The organism is Citrobacter sp. Ce119, assembly GCF_030334525.1.
GTDB classification, from domain to species: domain Bacteria; phylum Pseudomonadota; class Gammaproteobacteria; order Enterobacterales; family Enterobacteriaceae; genus Citrobacter; species Citrobacter europaeus.
This window is the reverse complement of the sequence record NZ_JAOWDR010000013.1, coordinates 133713-153341: the sequence shown is the minus strand read 5'-3', so window position 1 is coordinate 153341 and position 19629 is coordinate 133713. Positions and strand designations below refer to the sequence as shown.

Annotated in this window: 17 protein-coding genes and 1 tRNA gene; 11 read left to right on the top strand and 7 right to left on the bottom strand. The window is 54.1% G+C overall.

Going from position 1 to position 19629, the window contains the following annotated elements; all coding sequences use genetic code 11:
* The first annotated feature begins 32 nt into the window (after positions 1-32).
* Positions 33-875 (top strand): hypothetical protein, encoded by an 843-nt coding sequence (locus OGV80_RS01185; RefSeq protein WP_286513295.1) that lies wholly within the window; start codon positions 33-35, stop codon positions 873-875.
* Between the two features lie 243 nt (positions 876-1118).
* Here the strand turns inward: OGV80_RS01185 and OGV80_RS01180 are convergent, their stop codons facing one another.
* Together OGV80_RS01180 and OGV80_RS01175 are read right to left on the bottom strand one after the other, a co-directional pair.
* A complete protein-coding gene (locus tag OGV80_RS01180; RefSeq protein WP_069196998.1) occupies positions 1119-2387 on the bottom strand; it encodes a tyrosine-type recombinase/integrase in 1269 nt (422 codons plus the stop codon).
* Positions 2388-2585: 198 nt separating this feature from the next.
* A tRNA-Leu gene (locus OGV80_RS01175) sits at positions 2586-2670 on the bottom strand.
* A gap of 220 nt (positions 2671-2890) precedes the next feature.
* On the opposite strand from OGV80_RS01175, the gene ahr reads away from it, so the two are divergent.
* Entirely contained in the window at positions 2891-3910 is a 1020-nt protein-coding gene (gene ahr, locus OGV80_RS01170) for an NADPH-dependent aldehyde reductase Ahr (protein ID WP_016155584.1), read from the top strand.
* A 30-nt stretch (positions 3911-3940) separates the two neighbouring features.
* On the opposite strand, the gene idnK is transcribed toward ahr, so the two are convergent.
* Entirely contained in the window at positions 3941-4462 is a 522-nt protein-coding gene (gene idnK / locus OGV80_RS01165) for a gluconokinase (protein WP_080625785.1), read from the bottom strand.
* A gap of 216 nt (positions 4463-4678) precedes the next feature.
* On the opposite strand from idnK, the gene idnD reads away from it, so the two are divergent.
* The 5 genes from idnD (at position 4679) to OGV80_RS01140 (ending at position 10574) form a co-directional block, all read left to right on the top strand.
* Positions 4679-5722: an L-idonate 5-dehydrogenase gene (idnD, locus tag OGV80_RS01160; protein WP_043018257.1), complete on the top strand. Its 1044-nt coding sequence runs from the start codon at positions 4679-4681 to the stop codon at positions 5720-5722.
* Positions 5723-5733: 11 nt separating this feature from the next.
* Positions 5734-6498, top strand: a complete 765-nt coding sequence (gene idnO, locus OGV80_RS01155; RefSeq protein WP_286513407.1) for a gluconate 5-dehydrogenase — start codon at positions 5734-5736, stop codon at positions 6496-6498.
* A 123-nt stretch (positions 6499-6621) separates the two neighbouring features.
* A complete protein-coding gene (idnT, locus tag OGV80_RS01150) occupies positions 6622-7941 on the top strand; it encodes a gnt-II system L-idonate transporter (protein WP_016155581.1) in 1320 nt (439 codons plus the stop codon).
* Positions 7942-7993: 52 nt separating this feature from the next.
* Positions 7994-8992 (top strand): DNA-binding transcriptional regulator IdnR, encoded by a 999-nt coding sequence (idnR, locus tag OGV80_RS01145; RefSeq protein WP_043018255.1) that lies wholly within the window; start codon positions 7994-7996, stop codon positions 8990-8992.
* Positions 8993-9071: 79 nt separating this feature from the next.
* Entirely contained in the window at positions 9072-10574 is a 1503-nt protein-coding gene (locus tag OGV80_RS01140; RefSeq protein ID WP_286513291.1) for a helicase HerA-like C-terminal domain-containing protein, read from the top strand.
* A gap of 36 nt (positions 10575-10610) precedes the next feature.
* Here the strand turns inward: OGV80_RS01140 and lptG are convergent, their stop codons facing one another.
* The 3 genes from lptG to OGV80_RS01125 all read right to left on the bottom strand — a co-directional run bounded on the left by lptG (position 10611) and on the right by OGV80_RS01125 (position 12906).
* Positions 10611-11693, bottom strand: a complete 1083-nt coding sequence (gene lptG / locus OGV80_RS01135; RefSeq protein WP_043018254.1) for an LPS export ABC transporter permease LptG — start codon at positions 11691-11693, stop codon at positions 10611-10613.
* Positions 11693-12793 carry an LPS export ABC transporter permease LptF gene (gene lptF, locus OGV80_RS01130; RefSeq protein WP_043018253.1) on the bottom strand — a complete coding sequence of 367 codons (1101 nt, stop codon included), beginning with the start codon at positions 12791-12793 and terminating at the stop codon, positions 11693-11695. The genes lptG and lptF overlap by 1 nt, the downstream gene beginning before the upstream one ends.
* Before the next feature lie 62 nt (positions 12794-12855).
* Complete coding sequence (locus OGV80_RS01125; protein ID WP_212723231.1) at positions 12856-12906, bottom strand: hypothetical protein; 51 nt, start codon at positions 12904-12906, stop codon at positions 12856-12858.
* A 153-nt stretch (positions 12907-13059) separates the two neighbouring features.
* On the opposite strand from OGV80_RS01125, the gene pepA reads away from it, so the two are divergent.
* The 4 genes from pepA (at position 13060) to OGV80_RS01105 (ending at position 18728) form a co-directional block, all read left to right on the top strand.
* Entirely contained in the window at positions 13060-14571 is a 1512-nt protein-coding gene (gene pepA / locus OGV80_RS01120) for a leucyl aminopeptidase (protein ID WP_003025870.1), read from the top strand.
* A 136-nt stretch (positions 14572-14707) separates the two neighbouring features.
* A complete protein-coding gene (gene holC / locus OGV80_RS01115) occupies positions 14708-15151 on the top strand; it encodes a DNA polymerase III subunit chi (RefSeq protein WP_003025862.1) in 444 nt (147 codons plus the stop codon).
* Complete coding sequence (locus OGV80_RS01110; RefSeq protein WP_286513288.1) at positions 15151-18006, top strand: valine--tRNA ligase; 2856 nt, start codon at positions 15151-15153, stop codon at positions 18004-18006. The genes holC and OGV80_RS01110 overlap by 1 nt, the downstream gene beginning before the upstream one ends.
* Positions 18007-18224: 218 nt before the next feature.
* Positions 18225-18728 carry a GNAT family N-acetyltransferase gene (locus OGV80_RS01105; RefSeq protein ID WP_075145277.1) on the top strand — a complete coding sequence of 168 codons (504 nt, stop codon included), beginning with the start codon at positions 18225-18227 and terminating at the stop codon, positions 18726-18728.
* A 26-nt stretch (positions 18729-18754) separates the two neighbouring features.
* Here the strand turns inward: OGV80_RS01105 and OGV80_RS01100 are convergent, their stop codons facing one another.
* Positions 18755-19585: a topoisomerase II gene (locus OGV80_RS01100; RefSeq protein WP_087052241.1), complete on the bottom strand. Its 831-nt coding sequence runs from the start codon at positions 19583-19585 to the stop codon at positions 18755-18757.
* Positions 19586-19629 lie beyond the last annotated feature (44 nt).

Below are 19629 nucleotides of genomic sequence, written 5' to 3'. Positions count from 1 at the left end.
ATCTCATTTGATTATAAAAGGAAAATAGCAAAGTGAGTAGAAACCCATGGGAAGTTCCTGAATGGCATGCTCTAGGCCGAGAAGCATCATTAGTCTGTCATCTCATTGGATCAGGTGCAACAGCTATAGGTAGGGCCAATTACGCTGACAAGATGGGAGAATATTACACTGCGTTCTTTGGACTTTCAGTTGGGTTAGAAAGGCTTTCAAAGTTAATATTGGTTGCGCATTATGCTATTGAGAACCAAGGAAGAATGCCTGATGAGAAAGTTGTGAGAAAATTTGGACACAAACTAATCGACTTGACCAATGAGGTTGAGAATATTTCCAAAAAAATGGAACTATTACTTGAATATAAAATTCCTACAGGAAAAATTCCTCACAAGATACTTGAATGTTTAGATTCATTTGCTGATGCTCGGAGAGGTAGGTATGCAAATTTTGCTTCATTAGGTAACCCCTCTTTAACCAGTGATGAACCTATTAACAAGTGGTGGGGAGAAGTAGCTGAGTGCATACTAGAAAAACATTATTACGGTACAACTGCTCAAAGACGTGTTGAAGGGGATGCTGAATTAATCGATGCTATGATGTCACGTTTTACAATGGTATTGCATACAGATGAGACCGGAAATATTATGCAAGATGTTAAGTCTTCCTCAACACGTACTGGCCAAAACGTTATCGTACAAAAGTGGGGAAGATACTATTCTCTAACTATCGCTCGATGGCTTGCAACAATTTTATCTGAGCTTTCTCAGATCGCTTGCTATAAATATAATATCGAAGGTTTTTTTGGTCTGAATGAACATTTTTATAGTTACACTGTTGACGATAGTTTCTTAAAAACCAGAAAGATATGGCCTCTAAAATAATAGCAATCTTAACAAACACCATATATCGTGAATACGAAGCTGAGCTCACAACAAGCTGTGAGCTCTCTATTACTTCAGGCCCCTCTAAGTAAGCATGCATACCGTATTCCTGTTTTTTACATAAACCTGACAGTCAGGTTTTACTGGTTTCAACATATAAAGTTGTTAGGCTAAGTTTGAGCTAATACATATATTGCAGTCAATTGCTGCAACCAGAGATGCTTCCCACTTCAGCCCAACTATTTATCCACCATTACCCCGATTAATTTTCGCATAGTCAAACGGCGTAATCCCCTTCTCCCGATTCGCATCCAGATAATCCGCCCACCACTGCAGCATTAACCTGCGCTCTCCCAGATGCTCCGCCTTGTGGATGTAAGCTGCTCGCACAGAGCTACGCTCTTGGTGACTCATCTGCCGCTCTACCGCATCCCTCGACCATAATCCCGACTCGATCAACGAGCTACACGCCATCGTCCTGAAACCATGCCCACATACTTCCGTTTTCGTGTCATAACCCATCACTCTCAGCGCCTTGTTCACCGTGTTTTCACTCATAGGTTTACGCGGATCGTGATCGCCCACAAAGATCAGCTCACGGTTTCCACTCATGCTTTTGATCTTTTGCAAGATAGCGAGAGCTTGTCGCGACAAAGGAACAAGATGTGGAGTACGCATCTTCGAACCACGTTGAGAATGCTTAACTCCTTCCAGTGGCTCACGCTCGCCCGGAATCGTCCACATAGCCGTTTCAAAATCCACTTCTGTCCAGCGAGCAAAACGTAACTCGCTCGAACGGATGAAAACCAGTAACGTCAAATCCACAGCTAACCGCGTTAATGGTCTGCCGGTGTAGTTATCAATGCGATGGAGTAACTCAGGAATGCGATTGAGATCTAGCGCAGCGCGATGCTTTCGTTTAGCTGTTGCGATCGCACCAGTGATCTCTTGTGCAGGATTGTAATCAATTAAGCCGTTCTGTACCGCAAAGCGCATTATTGCCGTTGTTCGCTGTTGAAGACGCGCAGCCACTTCAAGGCGTCCTGACTTTTCCACTGCTTTAATTGGGACCAGTAAGTCACGAGTACCAATATCTTTGATATTTCGCTTCCCAACTGAAGCAAATAAATTGTCTTCCAAGCTTTTCAATACACGAGCGCTATGCGATGCCGACCACTTTTGATTGCTGGCATGCCAGTCTCTGGCGACCACTTCAAACGTTATCGCCTCTTGCTCCTGCTCTACCTTAACGGCTTTCTTGTTCTCACTTGGATCGACGCCATTAGCTATTAGCTTACGGGCTTCATCCCTGCGTGCCCGGGCATCCGCCAGCGAGACTTCGGGGTATTTCCCCAACGCCAGCATCTTCTCTTTGCCGCCGAAGCGATAACGAAGTCGCCAGTATTTAGAACCGTTAGGGTGAACCAGCAATACCATGCCGTCACCGTCAGTCAGTTTATAGGCTTTTGCTTCAGGCTTAGCCGAACGAACCTTCACATCACTCAGAGCCATGATGAGTATCCTTTCAAGGGTTCTGTGTGGGTACAAACATTATCGAACCGCGATATACCCGCAGTTGTACCCGCATCAGTAAGTTGATGTAGATTGAATCAGGTTGACTTAGGTAGAGTGAAAAAGCGAGGAAAGCCTTGCGGATACTGGATTTCAGGCACAAAAAAAGACGTCCGTTGACGTCTATTGATGTTCCGATGGTGCCGAAGGCCGGACTCGAACCGGCACGTATTTCTACGGTTGATTTTGAATCAACTGCGTCTACCGATTTCGCCACTCCGGCACGGAAGGGATGCGGAAAACGTTGTGGATTATACCTGTCGTGCGCCACCATGCAAGTGCCAGCGTGTGTCCGGCTCGCTAAGTGTTGAAAATTTCAGCATTACCTTTCTTACCTGTAACCATCATCACAGTTTGCCCCCACCTTAATCCCCCCTTCTGCGAAGCGTCCCGTTTCCCCATGCTCTACACTTCCAGTTCAACACCACACTGAGGGGAACACGATGTCGATGATAAAAAGCTACGCTGCAAAAGCGGCGGGCAGCGAACTCGAACTCTATGAATATGATGCGGGCGAGCTTAAGCCGGAAGATGTCGAAGTCCAGGTCGATTACTGCGGTATCTGCCATTCCGATTTGTCGATGATCGACAACGAATGGGGATTCTCTCAGTATCCGCTGGTTGCCGGGCATGAGGTGATTGGTCGCGTGGCGGCGCTCGGCAGCGCGGCGCAAGATAAGGGTCTGAAGGTTGGTCAGCGCGTTGGGATTGGCTGGACGGCGCGCAGCTGCGGGCATTGCGACGCCTGTATCAGCGGTAATCAGATTAACTGCCTGGAAGGCTCCGTGCCCACGATTCTTAATCGCGGCGGCTTTGCCGAGAAGCTGCGGGCCGACTGGCAGTGGGTGATCCCCTTGCCGGAGAGCATCGACCTTGCGGCGGCCGGTCCCTTGCTGTGCGGCGGCATCACGGTGTTCAAACCGCTGCTGATGCACCATATCACCGCCACCAGCCGCGTTGGGGTGATCGGCATCGGCGGCCTGGGGCATATCGCCATTAAGTTGTTACACGCGATGGGTTGCGAAGTCACCGCGTTCAGCTCCAATCCAGCGAAAGAGCAGGAAGTGCTGGCGATGGGGGCGGATAAGGTGGTCAACAGCCGCGATCCGGATGCGCTAAAAGCGCTGGCGGGCCAGTTCGATCTCATTATTAACACGGTTAACGTCGATCTCGACTGGCAGCCCTATTTTGAAGCGCTGGCCTACGGCGGTAACTTCCACACCGTCGGCGCGGTGCTGAAGCCGCTGCCGGTGCCGGCGTTCACTTTGATAGCTGGCGATCGCAGCATCTCCGGTTCGGCGACCGGTACGCCGTTCGAACTGCGCAAGCTGATGAAGTTTGCCGGTCGCAGCAAGGTGTCGCCTACCACCGAGCTGTACCCGATGTCGCAAATTAACGACGCTATCCAGCACGTGCGTGATGGCAAGGCCCGCTACCGCGTGGTGCTGAAAGCCGACTTCTGATGCCGGGCTCAGTCCCGCAAGGGGCTGGGCCTATTGCCCGTTACGAAACGCGAGCACCGCCTGGCGGCACTGTTCCGTCACATGCTCGATGTCATGGTTCACGTCGATGCGGGCAATATCGCGTTCATCCTCCTGCGGGCACTCCAGCGCATCGAACTGGCTTTTGAGTAATCCCACCGGCATAAAATGCCCTGCCCGACGCTGCATGCGCGCCAGAATAGTCTCGTAGTCGCCGTCCAGCCACAGGAAATGTACATTCGGGCTGCCCTGACGCAATATATCGCGATACTGTTTTTTTAATGACGAGCAAACAATAAACCCGGTCTCATTCTTTTTATATAAACTGTATGAGGCGTCATTTAATCGTGTTAACCACGGTAGTCGGTCTTCATCGGTTAATGGAATACCTTCAGACATTTTATCAATATTTTTGGCCGGATGGAGATCGTCGCCATCAATAAATTTAGCCGATAACACTGCGGCAACTTTACTGCCAATTAAAGATTTACCGCTACCCGAAACGCCCATCAAAATATAACTTTCCCCGGCCATCGAAAAACTCCAGATTCATATTCCATGGTGCGATACTACGCCTTCCACATTGCAGAATTCACCTTTTTTCGCCGCGGCTGCGTAGATTTACAAGGCGCATCACGTTATGCGTAACATTGTAGTGTAACAATTTTCCAGCGTGATCTGCATCACAAATAATAACAATCAAAACCGTTTAAATGCTGCCGAGGTTACTACCTGACCAGTGAGGCATTTATGCAAGTCAAAACCCAATCCTGCGTTGTTGCGGGTAAGAAAACTGTTGCCATAACCGACCAAAATATTGAATGGGATAATAAAGGAACATTAGTACAAATTACCCGCGGCGGTATTTGTGGTTCCGATTTACATTATTACCAGGAAGGGAAAGTCGGTAATTTTACCGTTAAAGCGCCGATGATTTTAGGCCATGAAGTTATTGGTAAAGTGGTGCACAGCGATTCAAAAGAATTACATGAAGGTCAGTCGGTGGCTATTAATCCGTCGAAACCTTGTGGCCACTGTAAATACTGTTTGCAGCACGAAGAAAACCAGTGCACGGAAATGCGCTTTTTTGGCAGCGCCATGTATTTTCCCCACGTCGACGGCGGTTTTACCCGGTTTAAAACCGTCGATACTGCGCAGTGCATCCCTTACCCGCAAGAGGCTGATGAAAAAGTCATGGCCTTTGCCGAACCGCTGGCGGTAGCGATCCACGCCGCGCATGAAGCGGGCGACCTGCAGGGCAAGCGCGTGTTTATCTCCGGCGTCGGTCCTATCGGCTGTCTGATCGTCAGCGCGGTGAAAACGCTCGGCGCAGCAGAGATTGTCTGTGCTGATATCAGCCCGCGCTCGCTGTCGCTTGCCCAGCAGATGGGGGCTGACACGCTGATTAACCCGCAACAGGACTCGCTCGACGAGTGGAAAAAAGAGAAAGGCTACTTCGACGTCAGCTTCGAAGTCTCCGGCCATCCATCCTCAATCACCACCTGTCTGGAAGTCACCCGCGCAAAAGGCGTGATGGTGCAGGTCGGCATGGGCGGCGCGGTGCCGGACTTCCCGATGATGATGCTGATCGGCAAAGAGATCGCGCTCAAAGGCTCGTTCCGCTTTACCACCGAGTTCAACACAGCGGTGTCGTGGCTGGCGAATAACGTTATCGATCCGCTGCCGTTACTCAGCGCCGAATATCCGTTTACCGAGCTTGAACAGGCGCTGATCTTCGCCGGGGATAAAACCCAGGCGGCGAAAGTCCAGCTCGTTTTTGCAGAAACAAAATAAGGAATAACATGATGAACGATCTTTTTTCACTGGACGGCAAAAACATTCTGATCACCGGTTCGGCTCAGGGTATTGGTTATTTACTGGCGACCGGGCTGGGTAAATATGGCGCGCAGATTATCGTCAATGATATTACGCCAGAGCGTGCGGAGTCCGCCGTCGCCAAACTGCAGCAGGAAGGGATCCGCGCCGTTGCCGCGCCGTTCAATGTTACGCATAAACAGGACATTGATGCCGCCATCGAGCATATCGAAAAAGGCATTGGCCAAATTGATGTGCTGGTGAATAACGCCGGTATCCAGCGTCGCCATCCGTTTACCGAGTTCCCGGAGCAGGACTGGAACGATGTGATTGCCGTTAACCAGACGGCGGTATTCCTGGTCTCGCAGGCGGTAACGCGTCGCATGGTTGAACGTCAGGCCGGGAAGGTCATCAACATCTGTTCCATGCAGAGCGAACTGGGCCGCGACACCATCACGCCGTACGCCGCCTCCAAAGGCGCGGTAAAAATGCTCACCCGCGGGATGTGCGTTGAGCTGGCACGCCATAATATCCAGGTTAACGGTATCGCGCCGGGCTACTTCAAAACCGAAATGACCAAAGCGCTGGTCGAGGATGAAGCTTTCACCTCCTGGCTGTGCAAACGTACGCCAGCCGCGCGCTGGGGCGATCCGCAGGAGCTGATCGGCGCGGCGGTATTCCTCTCTTCTAAAGCATCCGATTTTGTAAACGGTCACCTGTTGTTTGTCGATGGCGGCATGCTGGTCGCCGTCTGATACCACACAACGCAACATCACGCAGCGCCCAGGCGCTGCATTTTTGGCTCCCCCCTAAATAATTCGAGCTGTAGCCAACACACCTGCAACTTGAAGTATGACGGGGATATAAGAGAAACGATTATGCCATTAATAATAATTGCGGCAGGCGTCGCGCTGCTCCTGGTCCTGATGATTGGCTTTAAAGTTAACGGCTTTATTGCTCTGGTCCTGGTGGCGGCGGTCGTTGGTTTTGCCGAAGGGATGGATGCCCAGGCCGTTCTGCACTCAATACAAAATGGGATCGGCGGGACGCTCGGCGGGCTGGCGATGATCCTCGGGTTCGGCGCGATGCTCGGTAAGCTGATTTCCGATACCGGCGCGGCTCAGCGCATCGCCACCACGCTGATTGGCACGTTCGGTAAAAAACGTGTGCAGTGGGCGCTGGTGATCACCGGTCTGGTGGTCGGTCTGGCGATGTTCTTCGAAGTCGGCTTTGTTCTGCTGCTGCCGCTGGTATTTACGGTGGTGGCCTCTTCCGGTCTGCCGCTGCTGTATGTTGGCGTGCCAATGGTGGCAGCATTGTCCGTGACCCACTGTTTTCTGCCGCCGCATCCGGGGCCTACCGCGATTGCCACCATTTTCGAGGCCAATCTCGGCACCACCCTGCTGTACGGATTTATTATTACTATCCCGACGGTGATTGTCGCCGGGCCGCTGTTTTCTAAGCTGCTGACCCGCTTTGAGAAAGCGCCGCCGGAAGGGTTATTCAACCCGCATCTGTTCACTGAAGAAGAGATGCCGTCGTTCTGGAATAGTATCTTTGCGGCGGTAATCCCGGTCATACTGATGGCGGTCGCCGCAGTGTGCGAAATTACGCTGCCGAAAACCAACAGCGTGCGGGTGTTCTTTGAGTTTATCGGCAACCCTGCGGTCGCGTTGTTTATCGCTATCGTGCTCGCCATTTTTACCCTTGGTCGACGTAACGGACGGACGATCGAGCAAATTATGGATATCATTGGCGACTCTATCGGCGCGATCGCGATGATTGTGTTCATCATCGCCGGGGGCGGCGCGTTTAAGCAGGTTCTGGTCGACAGCGGCGTGGGGCAATACATCTCGCACCTGATGACCGGCACGTCGCTTTCTCCGCTGCTGATGTGCTGGACGGTAGCCGCGTTGCTGCGCATCGCGCTCGGTTCAGCCACCGTGGCGGCGATCACTACCGCAGGCGTGGTGCTGCCGATTATTAACGTCACCCACGCCGACCCGGCGCTGATGGTGCTGGCTACCGGCGCGGGCAGCGTGATTGCCTCCCACGTTAACGATCCGGGATTCTGGCTGTTTAAAGGCTATTTTAATCTCAGCGTGGGGGAAACGTTGCGCACCTGGACGGTGATGGAAACGCTGATTTCCATTATGGGTCTGCTGGGCGTTCTGGCGCTGAACGCCATCCTGCATTAAAACGGTCATCACCGGGGAGCACAGGTCAGCGCTCCCCGGTACTGGAGAGAAGATGAGGAACCACAGAATTTCTTTGCAAGACATCGCCACGCTGGCGGGCGTGACCAAAATGACGGTGAGCCGCTACATTCGCTCGCCGAAAAAGGTCGCAAAGGAAACCGGTGAACGCATTGCGCAGATTATGGAGGAGATTAATTACATCCCTAACCGCGCGCCCGCGATGCTACTGAACGCGCAAAGCTATACGCTCGGCGTGCTGATCCCCTCGTTTCAAAACCAGCTGTTCGCCGACATTCTGGCCGGTATTGAATCGGTCACCTCCGACCATAATTATCAGACGCTGATCGCCAACTACAATTATGACCGGGAATCCGAGGAAGAGTCGGTGATCAATCTGCTGTCGTATAATATCGACGGCATTATCCTGTCCGAGAAATATCACACTCTGCGCACGGTTAAATTTCTGCGTTCAGCCAACATACCGGTAGTAGAACTGATGGATATTCAGGGCGATCGTCTGGACATGGAAGTAGGGTTCGATAACCGTCAGGCGGCGTTTGATATGGTCAGCACCATGCTGGACAAACGCCAGCGCCGCAAAATCCTCTACCTTGGTTCAAAAGATGATGTCCGCGATGAACAGCGCTATCGCGGCTATTGCGATGCCATGACGCGTCGGGGTCTGACGCCGCTGCGCGTCAATCCGCGATCTATTTCCTCTATTCATCTTGGCACCCAGATGATGCGGGACGCGCTCACCGCGCATCCGGATTTAGACGGCGTGTTTTGTACCAACGACGACATCGCGATGGGCGCGCTGCTGCTGTGCCGCGAACGCGAGCTGGCCGTTCCGGAGCAGATCTCAATTGCTGGTTTTCACGGGCTGGAAATGGGCCGGCAGATGATCCCCAGCCTCGCCAGCGTGATCACTCCGCGTTTCGACATTGGCCGTATGGCGGCACAGATGCTGCTGAGCAAAATCAAGAACAACGACCATAATCACAACACCGTGGATTTGGGGTATCAGATTTACCACGGCAATACGCTTTAACTCATTTTCTCTCGCCATCGCATATTCTCTTTGATGGACATTGCCTATACTCCAGGCAGGATAAATGGAGGAAATCTCAATGAGCGCACCCCTGCTAATTGCCCGCACGCCGGACACCGAACTGTTTTTACTGCCAGGCATGGCCAACCGTCACGGGCTGATTACCGGCGCGACCGGGACCGGTAAAACCGTCACGCTACAGAAGCTGGCCGAATCGTTGTCCGATATTGGCGTGCCGGTATTTATGGCCGATGTGAAAGGTGACTTAACCGGCGTAGCCGAGGAAGGACAAGCCTCTGAAAAGCTGCTCGCCCGCCTGAAAAACATCGGCATTACCGACTGGCAACCACATGCTAATCCGGTAACAGTGTGGGATATCTTCGGCGAAAAAGGTCACCCCGTGCGGGCCACGGTATCTGACCTCGGTCCGCTGCTACTGGCCCGTTTGCTGAACCTTAACGATGTGCAGTCCGGCGTACTGGATATTATCTTCCGCATTGCCGATGACCAGGGTCTGCTGCTGCTCGATTTCAAAGACCTGCGGGCCATCACTCAGTATATTGGCGATAACGCCAAATCCTTCCAGAATCAGTACGGCAATATCAGTAGCGCCTCGGTCGGGGCTATCCAGCGCGGACTGCTGTCGCTGGAGCAACAGGGTGCGGCGCACTTTTTTGGCGAACCGATGCTGGACATCAAAGACTGGATGCGTACCGACGCCAGCGGCAAAGGGATGATCAACATCCTCAGCGCCGAGAAGCTCTACCAGATGCCCAAACTGTACGCTGCCAGCCTGCTGTGGATGCTCTCCGAACTGTACGAACAATTGCCGGAAGCGGGCGATCTGGAGAAGCCAAAACTGGTGTTCTTCTTCGATGAAGCGCACCTGCTGTTCAACGATGCCCCGCAGGTGCTGCTGGATAAAATCGAGCAGGTGATCCGTCTGATTCGCTCGAAAGGGGTCGGCGTGTGGTTCGTCTCGCAAAACCCGTCGGATATTCCGGACAACGTGCTCGGCCAGTTGGGCAACCGTGTGCAGCACGCCCTGCGGGCCTTCACGCCGAAAGACCAGAAAGCGGTGAAAACCGCGGCGCAAACCATGCGCGCCAACCCGGCATTTGATACCGAAAAAGCCATTCAGGAACTGGGAACCGGCGAGGCGCTGGTGTCGTTTCTGGACGCCAAAGGCAGCCCGTCAGTAGTTGAGCGAGCGATGGTGATTGCGCCGTACTCACGGATGGGACCGGTGACGGACGACGAGCGCAACGGTCTGATTAATCACTCTTCGCTGTACGGCAAATATGAGGAAGAGGTCGACCGTGAATCCGCCTATGAACGTTTGCAGCAAGGCGTGCAGGCCAGCACCGAGCAGCAAAATACGCCTCCCGCCAACGGTAAAGCGCTCGAGGTGGACAGCGGTATTCTCGGCGGGTTGAAGGATATTCTGTTTGGCAGCACCGGACCACGTGGCGGCAAGCGCGATGGCGTAGTACAGAGCGTGGCGAAAAGCGCGGCGCGACAGGTCACCAATCAGATAATCCGCGGCATGTTGGGAAGTTTGATGGGCGGGAGAAAACGTTAACAGGAAGCCCCTCCCGCACAGCGGGAGGGGTAGATATTACGACTTACGCAGCATCAGCCACAGGCTAATCAAGAAGAAGCTGGCGCTTGGCAACAGCGCACCGATAATCGGCGGAATGCCGTACACCAGCGTCAGCGGGCCAAAGATTTGGTCCAGCACATAGAACACAAAGCCAAAGCTAATCCCTGTCACCACGCGCACGCCCATCGGCACGCTACGCAGCGGACCAAAGATAAACGACAGCGCCATCAGCATCATGACCGCCACAGACAGCGGCTGGAAGACTTTGCTCCACATATTGAGCTGATAGCGTCCTGCGTCCTGGCCGCTCGACTTCAGGTACTTCACGTAGTTATGCAGACCGCTAATCGACAGCGCATCAGGATCCAACGCCACGACGCCGAGCTTGTCGGGCGTAAGGTTGGTTTTCCAGGTACCGCTCACCGTTTGCGATCCGGTGATTTGCTTCGGATCGGTCAGGTTGGATTCATCCACCTGCGCCAGACGCCAGACCTTTTGTTCCGGGTCAAACGTCGCGCTTGCGGCATAGCGAACGGACTGCAGACGGCGTTTGTCGTTAAAGGAGTAGATGCTAATCCCACCTAACTCGGCGTCGCCTTTCACCCGCTCGATGTAGACAAAGCTGTCGCCATCTTTCGCCCACAACCCCTGCTGGGTGGAGAGCAACGAGCCGCCGTACATCTGCTGCGCACGGTAGTTACGCGCCATCTGTTCACCCTGCGGCGCCACCCATTCACCGATGGCCATCGTCAGCAGCACCAGCGGAATCGCGGTTTTCATCACCGACAACGCCACCTGCATACGGGTAAAACCGGAAGCCTGCATCACCACCAGTTCGCTGCGCTGGGCCAGCATGCCCAGACCCAACAAAGCACCCAGCAGCGCCGCCATCGGGAAGAAGATCTGGATATCTTTCGGCGCGCTGAGCAGGGTATACAGCCCCGCGCCCATCGCATCGTAGCTCCCCTGCCCGGCTTTTTTCAGCTGGTCGACAAACTTGATGATCCCGGAGAGCGACACCAACATGAACAATGTCATCATGATGGTGGTGAAAATGGTTTTACCGATATAGCGGTCAAGTACACCAAAGGGCTGCATTATACCGCTCCTTTACGCATAAAACGGGCACGCAAGCGGCGCATCGGCACCGTATCCCAGAGGTTAAGCACAATCGCCAGCGCCAGATACGCCAGGTTAACCGTCCACATCCAGAATACCGGATCCAGCTTACCTTTACCGCCGTTCGACTTCAGCGACGTCTGCACCAGGAAGAACAGCAAATAGAGCAGCATGGCTGGCAGCATCGACAGTACGCGACCCTGACGCGGGTTCACCACGCTCAGCGGTACGACCATCAGCGCCATCATAAATACGGTGAATACTAACGTGATACGCCAGGTCAGCTCCGCACGGGCGCGATCGGTATCGGTCGTCCACAGCGTACGCATGTTCATCTGGTCGGTATCGTTTGGATCCAGCGCCACGGCCTGATGACCGATAATCGCCTGATAATCCTGGAAGTCAGTAATGCGGAAATCGCGCAGCAGCGCGGTCCCTTCAAAGCGCGTACCCTGGTTAAGCGTCACGATCTGAGAGCCATCGCGCGTCTGGGTAAGATGTCCGGAATCCGCTACCACCACCGAAGGACGGGCGTTACCTTTCGGGCGGATTTGCGCGAGGAACACATCTTTGAAGTTGCTGCCGTCAACGCTTTCGATAAACAGCACCGAACCACCGTTAGTCGCCTGCTGGAACTGGCCCTGAGCGAGCGCCGCCATACCGGGGTTCGCTTTCGCCTCCGCCAGCACTTCGTCCTGATGTCTGGAGGACCACGGTCCAGCCCACATCACGTTGACCGCCGCAATAATACTGGTAAACAGCGCCAGCACCATCGCCGCTTTCACTAATACAGCCTTGCTCAGCCCGCAGGCGTGCATGACCGTAATTTCACTTTCGGTATACAGTTTGCCCAGCGTCATCAGCAGCCCGAGGAACAGGCTTAATGGCAAGATAAGTTGCGCCATTTCTGGCACGCCCAGCCCCAGCAGCGAGAGCACCAGATTCGCCGGGATATCACCGTCAACCGCCGCACCAAGGATCCTGACCAGCTTTTGACAAAAGAAGATCAAAAGCAGGATGAATAGGATCGCAAGTTGGCTTTTGAGCGTTTCCCGAACCAGATATCTTATGATTATCACTTTAAATACGCCCGTAAAAACCCGTCTTTTGCCGGAATTTAGCTTGTTTCATGGCTTAAACGTCATTTATTCTCTTGAGTCGTCGAAATCGTCGCTAAGATCATTATACTCAACGGATCCACCTCTCAGAAATTGTTCTGACGTGCCAATGCCGTAATAACGTTAAGATTAACACGAAGTCACCGCAACAGCGGGTATGAGTTACGAAAGCTTGCAATTCTATCCGTAGCCACCGCCGTTGTCTTTAAGATTCAGGAGCGTAGTGCATGGAGTTCAGTGTAAAAAGCGGTAGCCCGGAGAAACAGCGGAGTGCGTGCATCGTCGTGGGTGTCTTTGAACCACGCCGCCTCTCTCCGATTGCAGAGCAGCTCGACAAGATCAGCGACGGGTACATCAGCGCACTGCTGCGTCGTGGTGAACTGGAAGGCAAACCGGGTCAAACCCTGTTGCTGCACCATGTTCCTAACGTTCTGTCTGAGCGAATTCTCCTCATTGGATGTGGCAAAGAGCGCGAACTTGATGAGCGCCAGTACAAGCAGGTCATTCAGAAAACCATCAATACGCTGAATGATACTGGCTCAATGGAAGCCGTCTGCTTCCTGACTGAGCTGCACGTCAAAGGGCGCAACAACTACTGGAAAGTGCGCCAGGCCGTTGAGACGGCACAGGAAACGCTATACAGCTTTGATCAACTGAAGACCAACAAAAGCGAGCCGCGTCGCCCGCTGCGTAAAATGGTCTTCAACGTACCGACCCGCCGCGAATTGACCAGCGGTGAGCGTGCTATCCAGCACGGTCTGGCGATCGCCGCCGGTATTAAAGCGGCAAAAGATCTCGGCAACATGCCGCCGAACATCTGTAACGCCGCCTACCTGGCCTCTCAGGCGCGCCAGCTGGCAGACAGCTACAGCAAAAATGTTGTGACCCGCGTGATCGGCGAACAGCAGATGAAAGAGCTGGGCATGCACTCTTATCTGGCCGTCGGTCACGGCTCGCAGAACGAGTCGCTGATGTCGGTCATCGAGTACAAAGGTAATCCGTCCGAAGACGCGCGTCCGATTGTGCTGGTCGGTAAAGGGTTAACCTTCGACTCCGGTGGTATCTCCATCAAACCTGCCGAAGGCATGGATGAGATGAAGTACGACATGTGCGGTGCTGCAGCGGTATACGGCGTGATGCGCATGGTCGCTGAGCTTCAGTTGCCAATCAACGTCGTCGGCGTGCTGGCGGGTTGCGAAAACATGCCGGGTGGCCGCGCGTATCGCCCAGGCGATGTACTGACCACGATGTCCGGGCAGACCGTTGAAGTGCTCAACACCGACGCCGAAGGCCGTCTGGTGCTGTGCGACGTGTTAACTTACGTCGAGCGCTTTGAGCCGGAGGCGGTGATTGACGTCGCAACCCTGACCGGCGCGTGCGTGATTGCGCTGGGCCATCACATCACCGGCCTGATGTCGAACCACAATCCGCTGGCACATGAGCTGATCGGCGCGTCCGAGCAGGCTGGCGACCGCGCATGGCGTTTGCCGCTGGGTGATGAATACCAGGAGCAGTTAGAGTCCAACTTTGCGGATATGGCGAACATCGGCGGACGTCCTGGCGGAGCCATTACCGCAGGCTGCTTCCTGTCACGCTTTACCCGTAAGTACAACTGGGCGCACCTGGACATCGCCGGTACCGCATGGCGTTCAGGGAAAGCCAAAGGCGCAACCGGTCGTCCGGTGGCGCTGTTGTCGCAGTTCCTGCTCAATCGCGCCGGTTTTAACGGCGAAGAGTAAGTTTGAGATTGCCCCGTAGGCCGGATAAGCGCAGCGCCATCCGGCAAAACGCCTGATGGCGGCGCTATTGCGCCTTATCAGGCCTACGGTGTGCATCATGGCAACGCATTTAAATCCACCACAAGAAGCCCCATATATGAAGAATGCGACGTTCTATCTTCTGGACAACGACACACAACAAGATGGCTTAAGCGCCGTTGAGCAACTGGTGTGTGAAATTGCCGCAGAACGTTGGCGGGCTGGCAAGCGCGTGCTGATCGCCTGTGAAAACGAAAAGCAGGCTCTTCGACTGGATGAAGCCCTGTGGGCAAGACCGGCAGAAAGCTTTGTTCCGCATAATCTGGCGGGTGAAGGCCCCAGAGGCGGCGCGCCGGTAGAAATAGCCTGGCCGGAGAAACGCAACAGCAGCCCGCGCGACCTGCTGATCAGTTTGCGCGTTGGCTTTGCAGATTTTGCCACCGCTTTCACAGAAGTGATAGACTTCGTTCCTTACGAAGATTCTTTGAAACAATCGGCACGCGATCGCTACAAAGCTTACCGCGTGGCTGGTTTTAACCTGAATACGGCAACCTGGAAATAATGGAAAAGACATACAACCCACAAGATATCGAACAGCCGCTTTACGAGCACTGGGAAAAGCAGGGCTATTTCAAACCTAACGGCGATGAAAGCAAAGAGTCCTTCTGCATCATGATCCCGCCGCCGAACGTCACCGGCAGTTTGCATATGGGTCATGCTTTCCAGCAAACCATCATGGATACCATGATCCGCTACCAGCGCATGCAGGGTAAAAACACTCTGTGGCAGGCCGGTACCGATCACGCGGGTATCGCCACCCAGATGGTGGTTGAGCGTAAGATTGCCGCTGAAGAAGGTAAAACCCGTCACGACTACGGTCGCGAAGCGTTTATCGACAAAATCTGGCAGTGGAAAGCGGAATCCGGCGGCACCATTACCCGTCAGATGCGCCGTCTCGGCAACTCCGTTGACTGGGAGCGCGAGCGCTTCACCATGGACGAAGGCCTTTCCAATGCCGTGAAAGAAGTTTTCGTTCGCCTGTACAAAGAAGACCTGATTTACCGTGGCAAGCGCCTGGTGAACTGGGACCCGAAACTGCGCACCGCCATCTCTGACCTGGAAGTGGAAAACCGCGAGTCTAAAGGCTCCATGTGGCACATCCGCTATCCGCTGGCCGACGGCGCGAAAACCGCAGACGGTAAAGATTACCTGGTCGTCGCCACCACCCGTCCGGAAACTATTCTGGGCGATACCGGCGTGGCCGTGAACCCGGAAGATCCGCGTTATAAAGATCTGATCGGCAAGTTCGTTATTCTGCCGCTGGTTGACCGCCGTATTCCGATCGTGGGCGATGAACATGCCGATATTGAAAAAGGCACCGGCTGCGTGAAGATCACGCCTGCGCACGACTTTAACGACTACGAAGTCGGGAAACGTCACGGCCTGCCGATGATCAACATTCTGACCTTTGATGGCGACATCCGCGAAACCGCAGAAGTGTACGACACCAAAGGCGAAGAGTCTGACGTTTACTCCAACGCTATCCCGGCTGAATTCCAGAAGCTGGAACGCTTTGCCGCGCGTAAAGCGATCGTCGCAGCCGTTGACGCGCTGGGCCTGCTGGAAGAAATTAAACCGCACGATCTGACCGTACCTTACGGTGACCGTGGCGGCGTAGTTATCGAACCGATGCTGACCGACCAGTGGTACGTCCGTGCCGACGTGCTGGCGAAACCGGCGGTAGAAGCGGTTGAGAACGGCGACATTCAGTTTGTACCAAAACAGTACGAAAACATGTATTTCTCCTGGATGCGCGACATTCAGGACTGGTGTATTTCCCGTCAGCTGTGGTGGGGTCACCGTATCCCGGCATGGTATGACAACGACGGCAACGTCTACGTTGGCCGTACAGAAGACGAAGTGCGTCAGGAAAACAACCTCGGCGCCGACGTTCAGCTTCGTCAGGACGAAGACGTTCTCGATACCTGGTTCTCCTCCGCGCTGTGGACCTTCTCTACCCTCGGCTGGCCGGAAAACACCGACGCGCTGCGTCAGTTCCACCCAACCAGCGTGATGGTTTCCGGCTTCGACATCATCTTCTTCTGGATTGCCCGCATGATCATGATGACCATGCACTTCATCAAAGATGAAAACGGCAAGCCGCAGGTACCGTTTAAGACCGTCTACATGACCGGTCTTATCCGCGACGACGAAGGCCAGAAGATGTCCAAATCCAAGGGTAACGTGATTGACCCGCTGGATATGGTCGACGGTATCTCGCTGGCGGACCTGCTTGCTAAGCGTACCGGCAACATGATGCAGCCGCAGCTGGCAGAGAAGATTGCCAAACGTACCGAGAAGCAGTTCCCGGACGGCATTGAGCCACACGGTACCGACGCCCTGCGTTTCACCCTGGCGGCGCTGGCCTCTACCGGTCGCGACATCAACTGGGATATGAAGCGTCTGGAAGGTTACCGTAACTTCTGTAACAAGCTGTGGAACGCCAGCCGCTTCGTGCTGATGAACACCGAAGGAAATGATTGCGGTTTCAACGGCGGCGAAATGACCCTGTCGCTGGCGGACCGCTGGATCCTCGCTGAATTCAACCAGACCGTTAAAGCGTACCGCGAAGCGCTGGATAACTTCCGCTTCGACATCGCCGCGGGCATCCTGTACGAGTTCACCTGGAACCAGTTCTGCGACTGGTATCTGGAACTGACCAAGCCGGTAATGACCGGTGGTTCTGAGTCTGAACTGCGCGGCACCCGCAATACGCTGGTTACCGTGCTGGAAGGTCTGCTGCGCCTGGCGCACCCGATTATTCCGTTCATCACCGAGACCATCTGGCAGCGCGTGAAAGTGATTTGCGGCAACACCGCAGATACCATCATGCTGCAGCCGTTCCCGGAATATAACGCCGCACAGGTTGATGAAGCCGCGCTTGCTGATACCGAATGGCTGAAACAGGCGATCGTTGCCGTACGTAACATCCGTGCGGAAATGAACATCGCACCGGGCAAACCGCTGGAGCTGTTGCTGCGCGGTGCGAGCTCCGATGCGGAGCGTCGTGTGAACGACAACCGCAGCTTCCTGCTTAACCTGGCACGTCTGGAAAGCATCACCGTGCTGCCAGCCGATGACAAAGGTCCGGTTTCGGTGACCAAAATCATCGACGGCGCCGAGCTGCTGATCCCGATGGCGGGCCTCATCAACAAAGAAGATGAACTGGCGCGTCTGGCGAAAGAAGTGACGAAAATCGAAGGTGAGATTGCCCGTATCGAAGGCAAGCTTTCCAACGAAGGGTTTGTCGCTCGCGCACCGGAAGCGGTCATCGCCAAAGAGCGTGAGAAGCTGGACGGTTACGCAGAAGCAAAAGCGAAGCTGATTGAGCAGCAGGCGGTCATCGCCGCGCTGTAATCATCGTGCCTGTACGTTTGCCGGATGGCGCTGCGTTTATCCGGCATACAGCACCGTCAACGTAGGTCGGATAAGCGTAGCGCCATCCGACACCGCAGACGACAAAAGCCTCTGAGGCATATGCTCAGAGGCTTTTTATTGAATTATCCTCGCTTGCGCTTCCCCTCACCGCAGTGGTATTAACTGCATATGTCCCACGTTTATGTCATGAGTTCGCTATGAGTGTCATTACCCCTGTTTCTGCGACGCTACGCCGCATTACCGCCGACGATAACGCCGCTATCGCCCACGTCATCCGCGAGGTCTCTGCCGAACACGGCCTGACCGCCGATAAAGGTTACACGGTGGCCGACCCCAATCTGGACGAACTTTTTCAGGTTTACAGCCAGCCGGGCGCGGCCTACTGGGTGGTTGAGCAGAATGGTCAGGTGGTGGGCGGCGGCGGCGTCGCGCCGTTAGGCTGTAGCGAACCGGACATTTGCGAGCTGCAAAAGATGTACTTTCTGTCGAGCGCACGCGGTCAAGGGCTGGCGAAAAAGCTGGCGCTGATGGCGCTGGATCACGCCCGCGAGCAGGGGTTTAAGCAGTGCTATCTGGAGACCACGGCGTTTCTGACCGAGGCTATCCGCCTGTATGAACATTTAGGCTTTGAGCATATCAGCGAAGCGCTCGGCTGTACCGGGCACGTGGATTGCGAAGTGCGGATGTTAAAGCCCCTCTGACTTCACGCCGAGGGGCCATGTCGGCCTTACTGCATCTCAGCTGAAAGCATCAGGCGTATTACGCCAGCCGCGCGAGCGGTTGGCAGCTTCAGCACCTGTGACCAGAGATCCTGTACTATCTCACAAGCAATCTTCTCTTTGCCGATCGCTTTCGTCGGATCGGCCATGATCTGAATATCATCCCCGTAGCGCTGTACCAGCCCAGGGCTTATTGCTTGCAGATCCTGCAACGCCAGCTGTTTCTCTTCTGCCGTGACCGTATGTTTTTTGGGGCCGTGTGAGGCATACATCATGCTCATATCACTCGCCATACGACGATCCATGATCTCACGCGGAACAAGACGCGCCGGGTTAATCCCACCTTTTACCGCCGGAAACAGAAAGCGGAAGCATTCGTCATCACCTATTTTGGCCACAGCAGCGATCTGCTCAAGGTTAATTTTCATATATTCAATGACGTTGGCATCTGGCGCCTGCTGCAATCTTGCCATTTGTAGCTGAAGAATTTGCGGCTGTATCGCGTCGATGACCTGCTGTTCACTGCTCCCTGCTTTCTTCATCTGCGCTGCCTGGCTGATAATTTTTTGTGTCAGTTCAGGTTCCTGCTCCTTAATGACCTGAAACGCCGGATTAGAGAGCATCGCTTTTTCAAACTGCTGCTCTTCAGTCAGACCATAATCCGGGCTTTCACGGGGGATCAGGTAGTGCACATCAAACAGATTCCACGCGATAATCGCCACCACAAAAATTACCGCGCCGGAAATCTTGCCCAACCAGCCTTTTTTGCGAAACATGCCGACGACGATAGCAATCACCGCCCCGATATAACCTGCCAACAATACGTGTGCCCAGTTCATTAACCATCCTTTTGCCAAATCGTCTCGGTTATGGGGATATATTT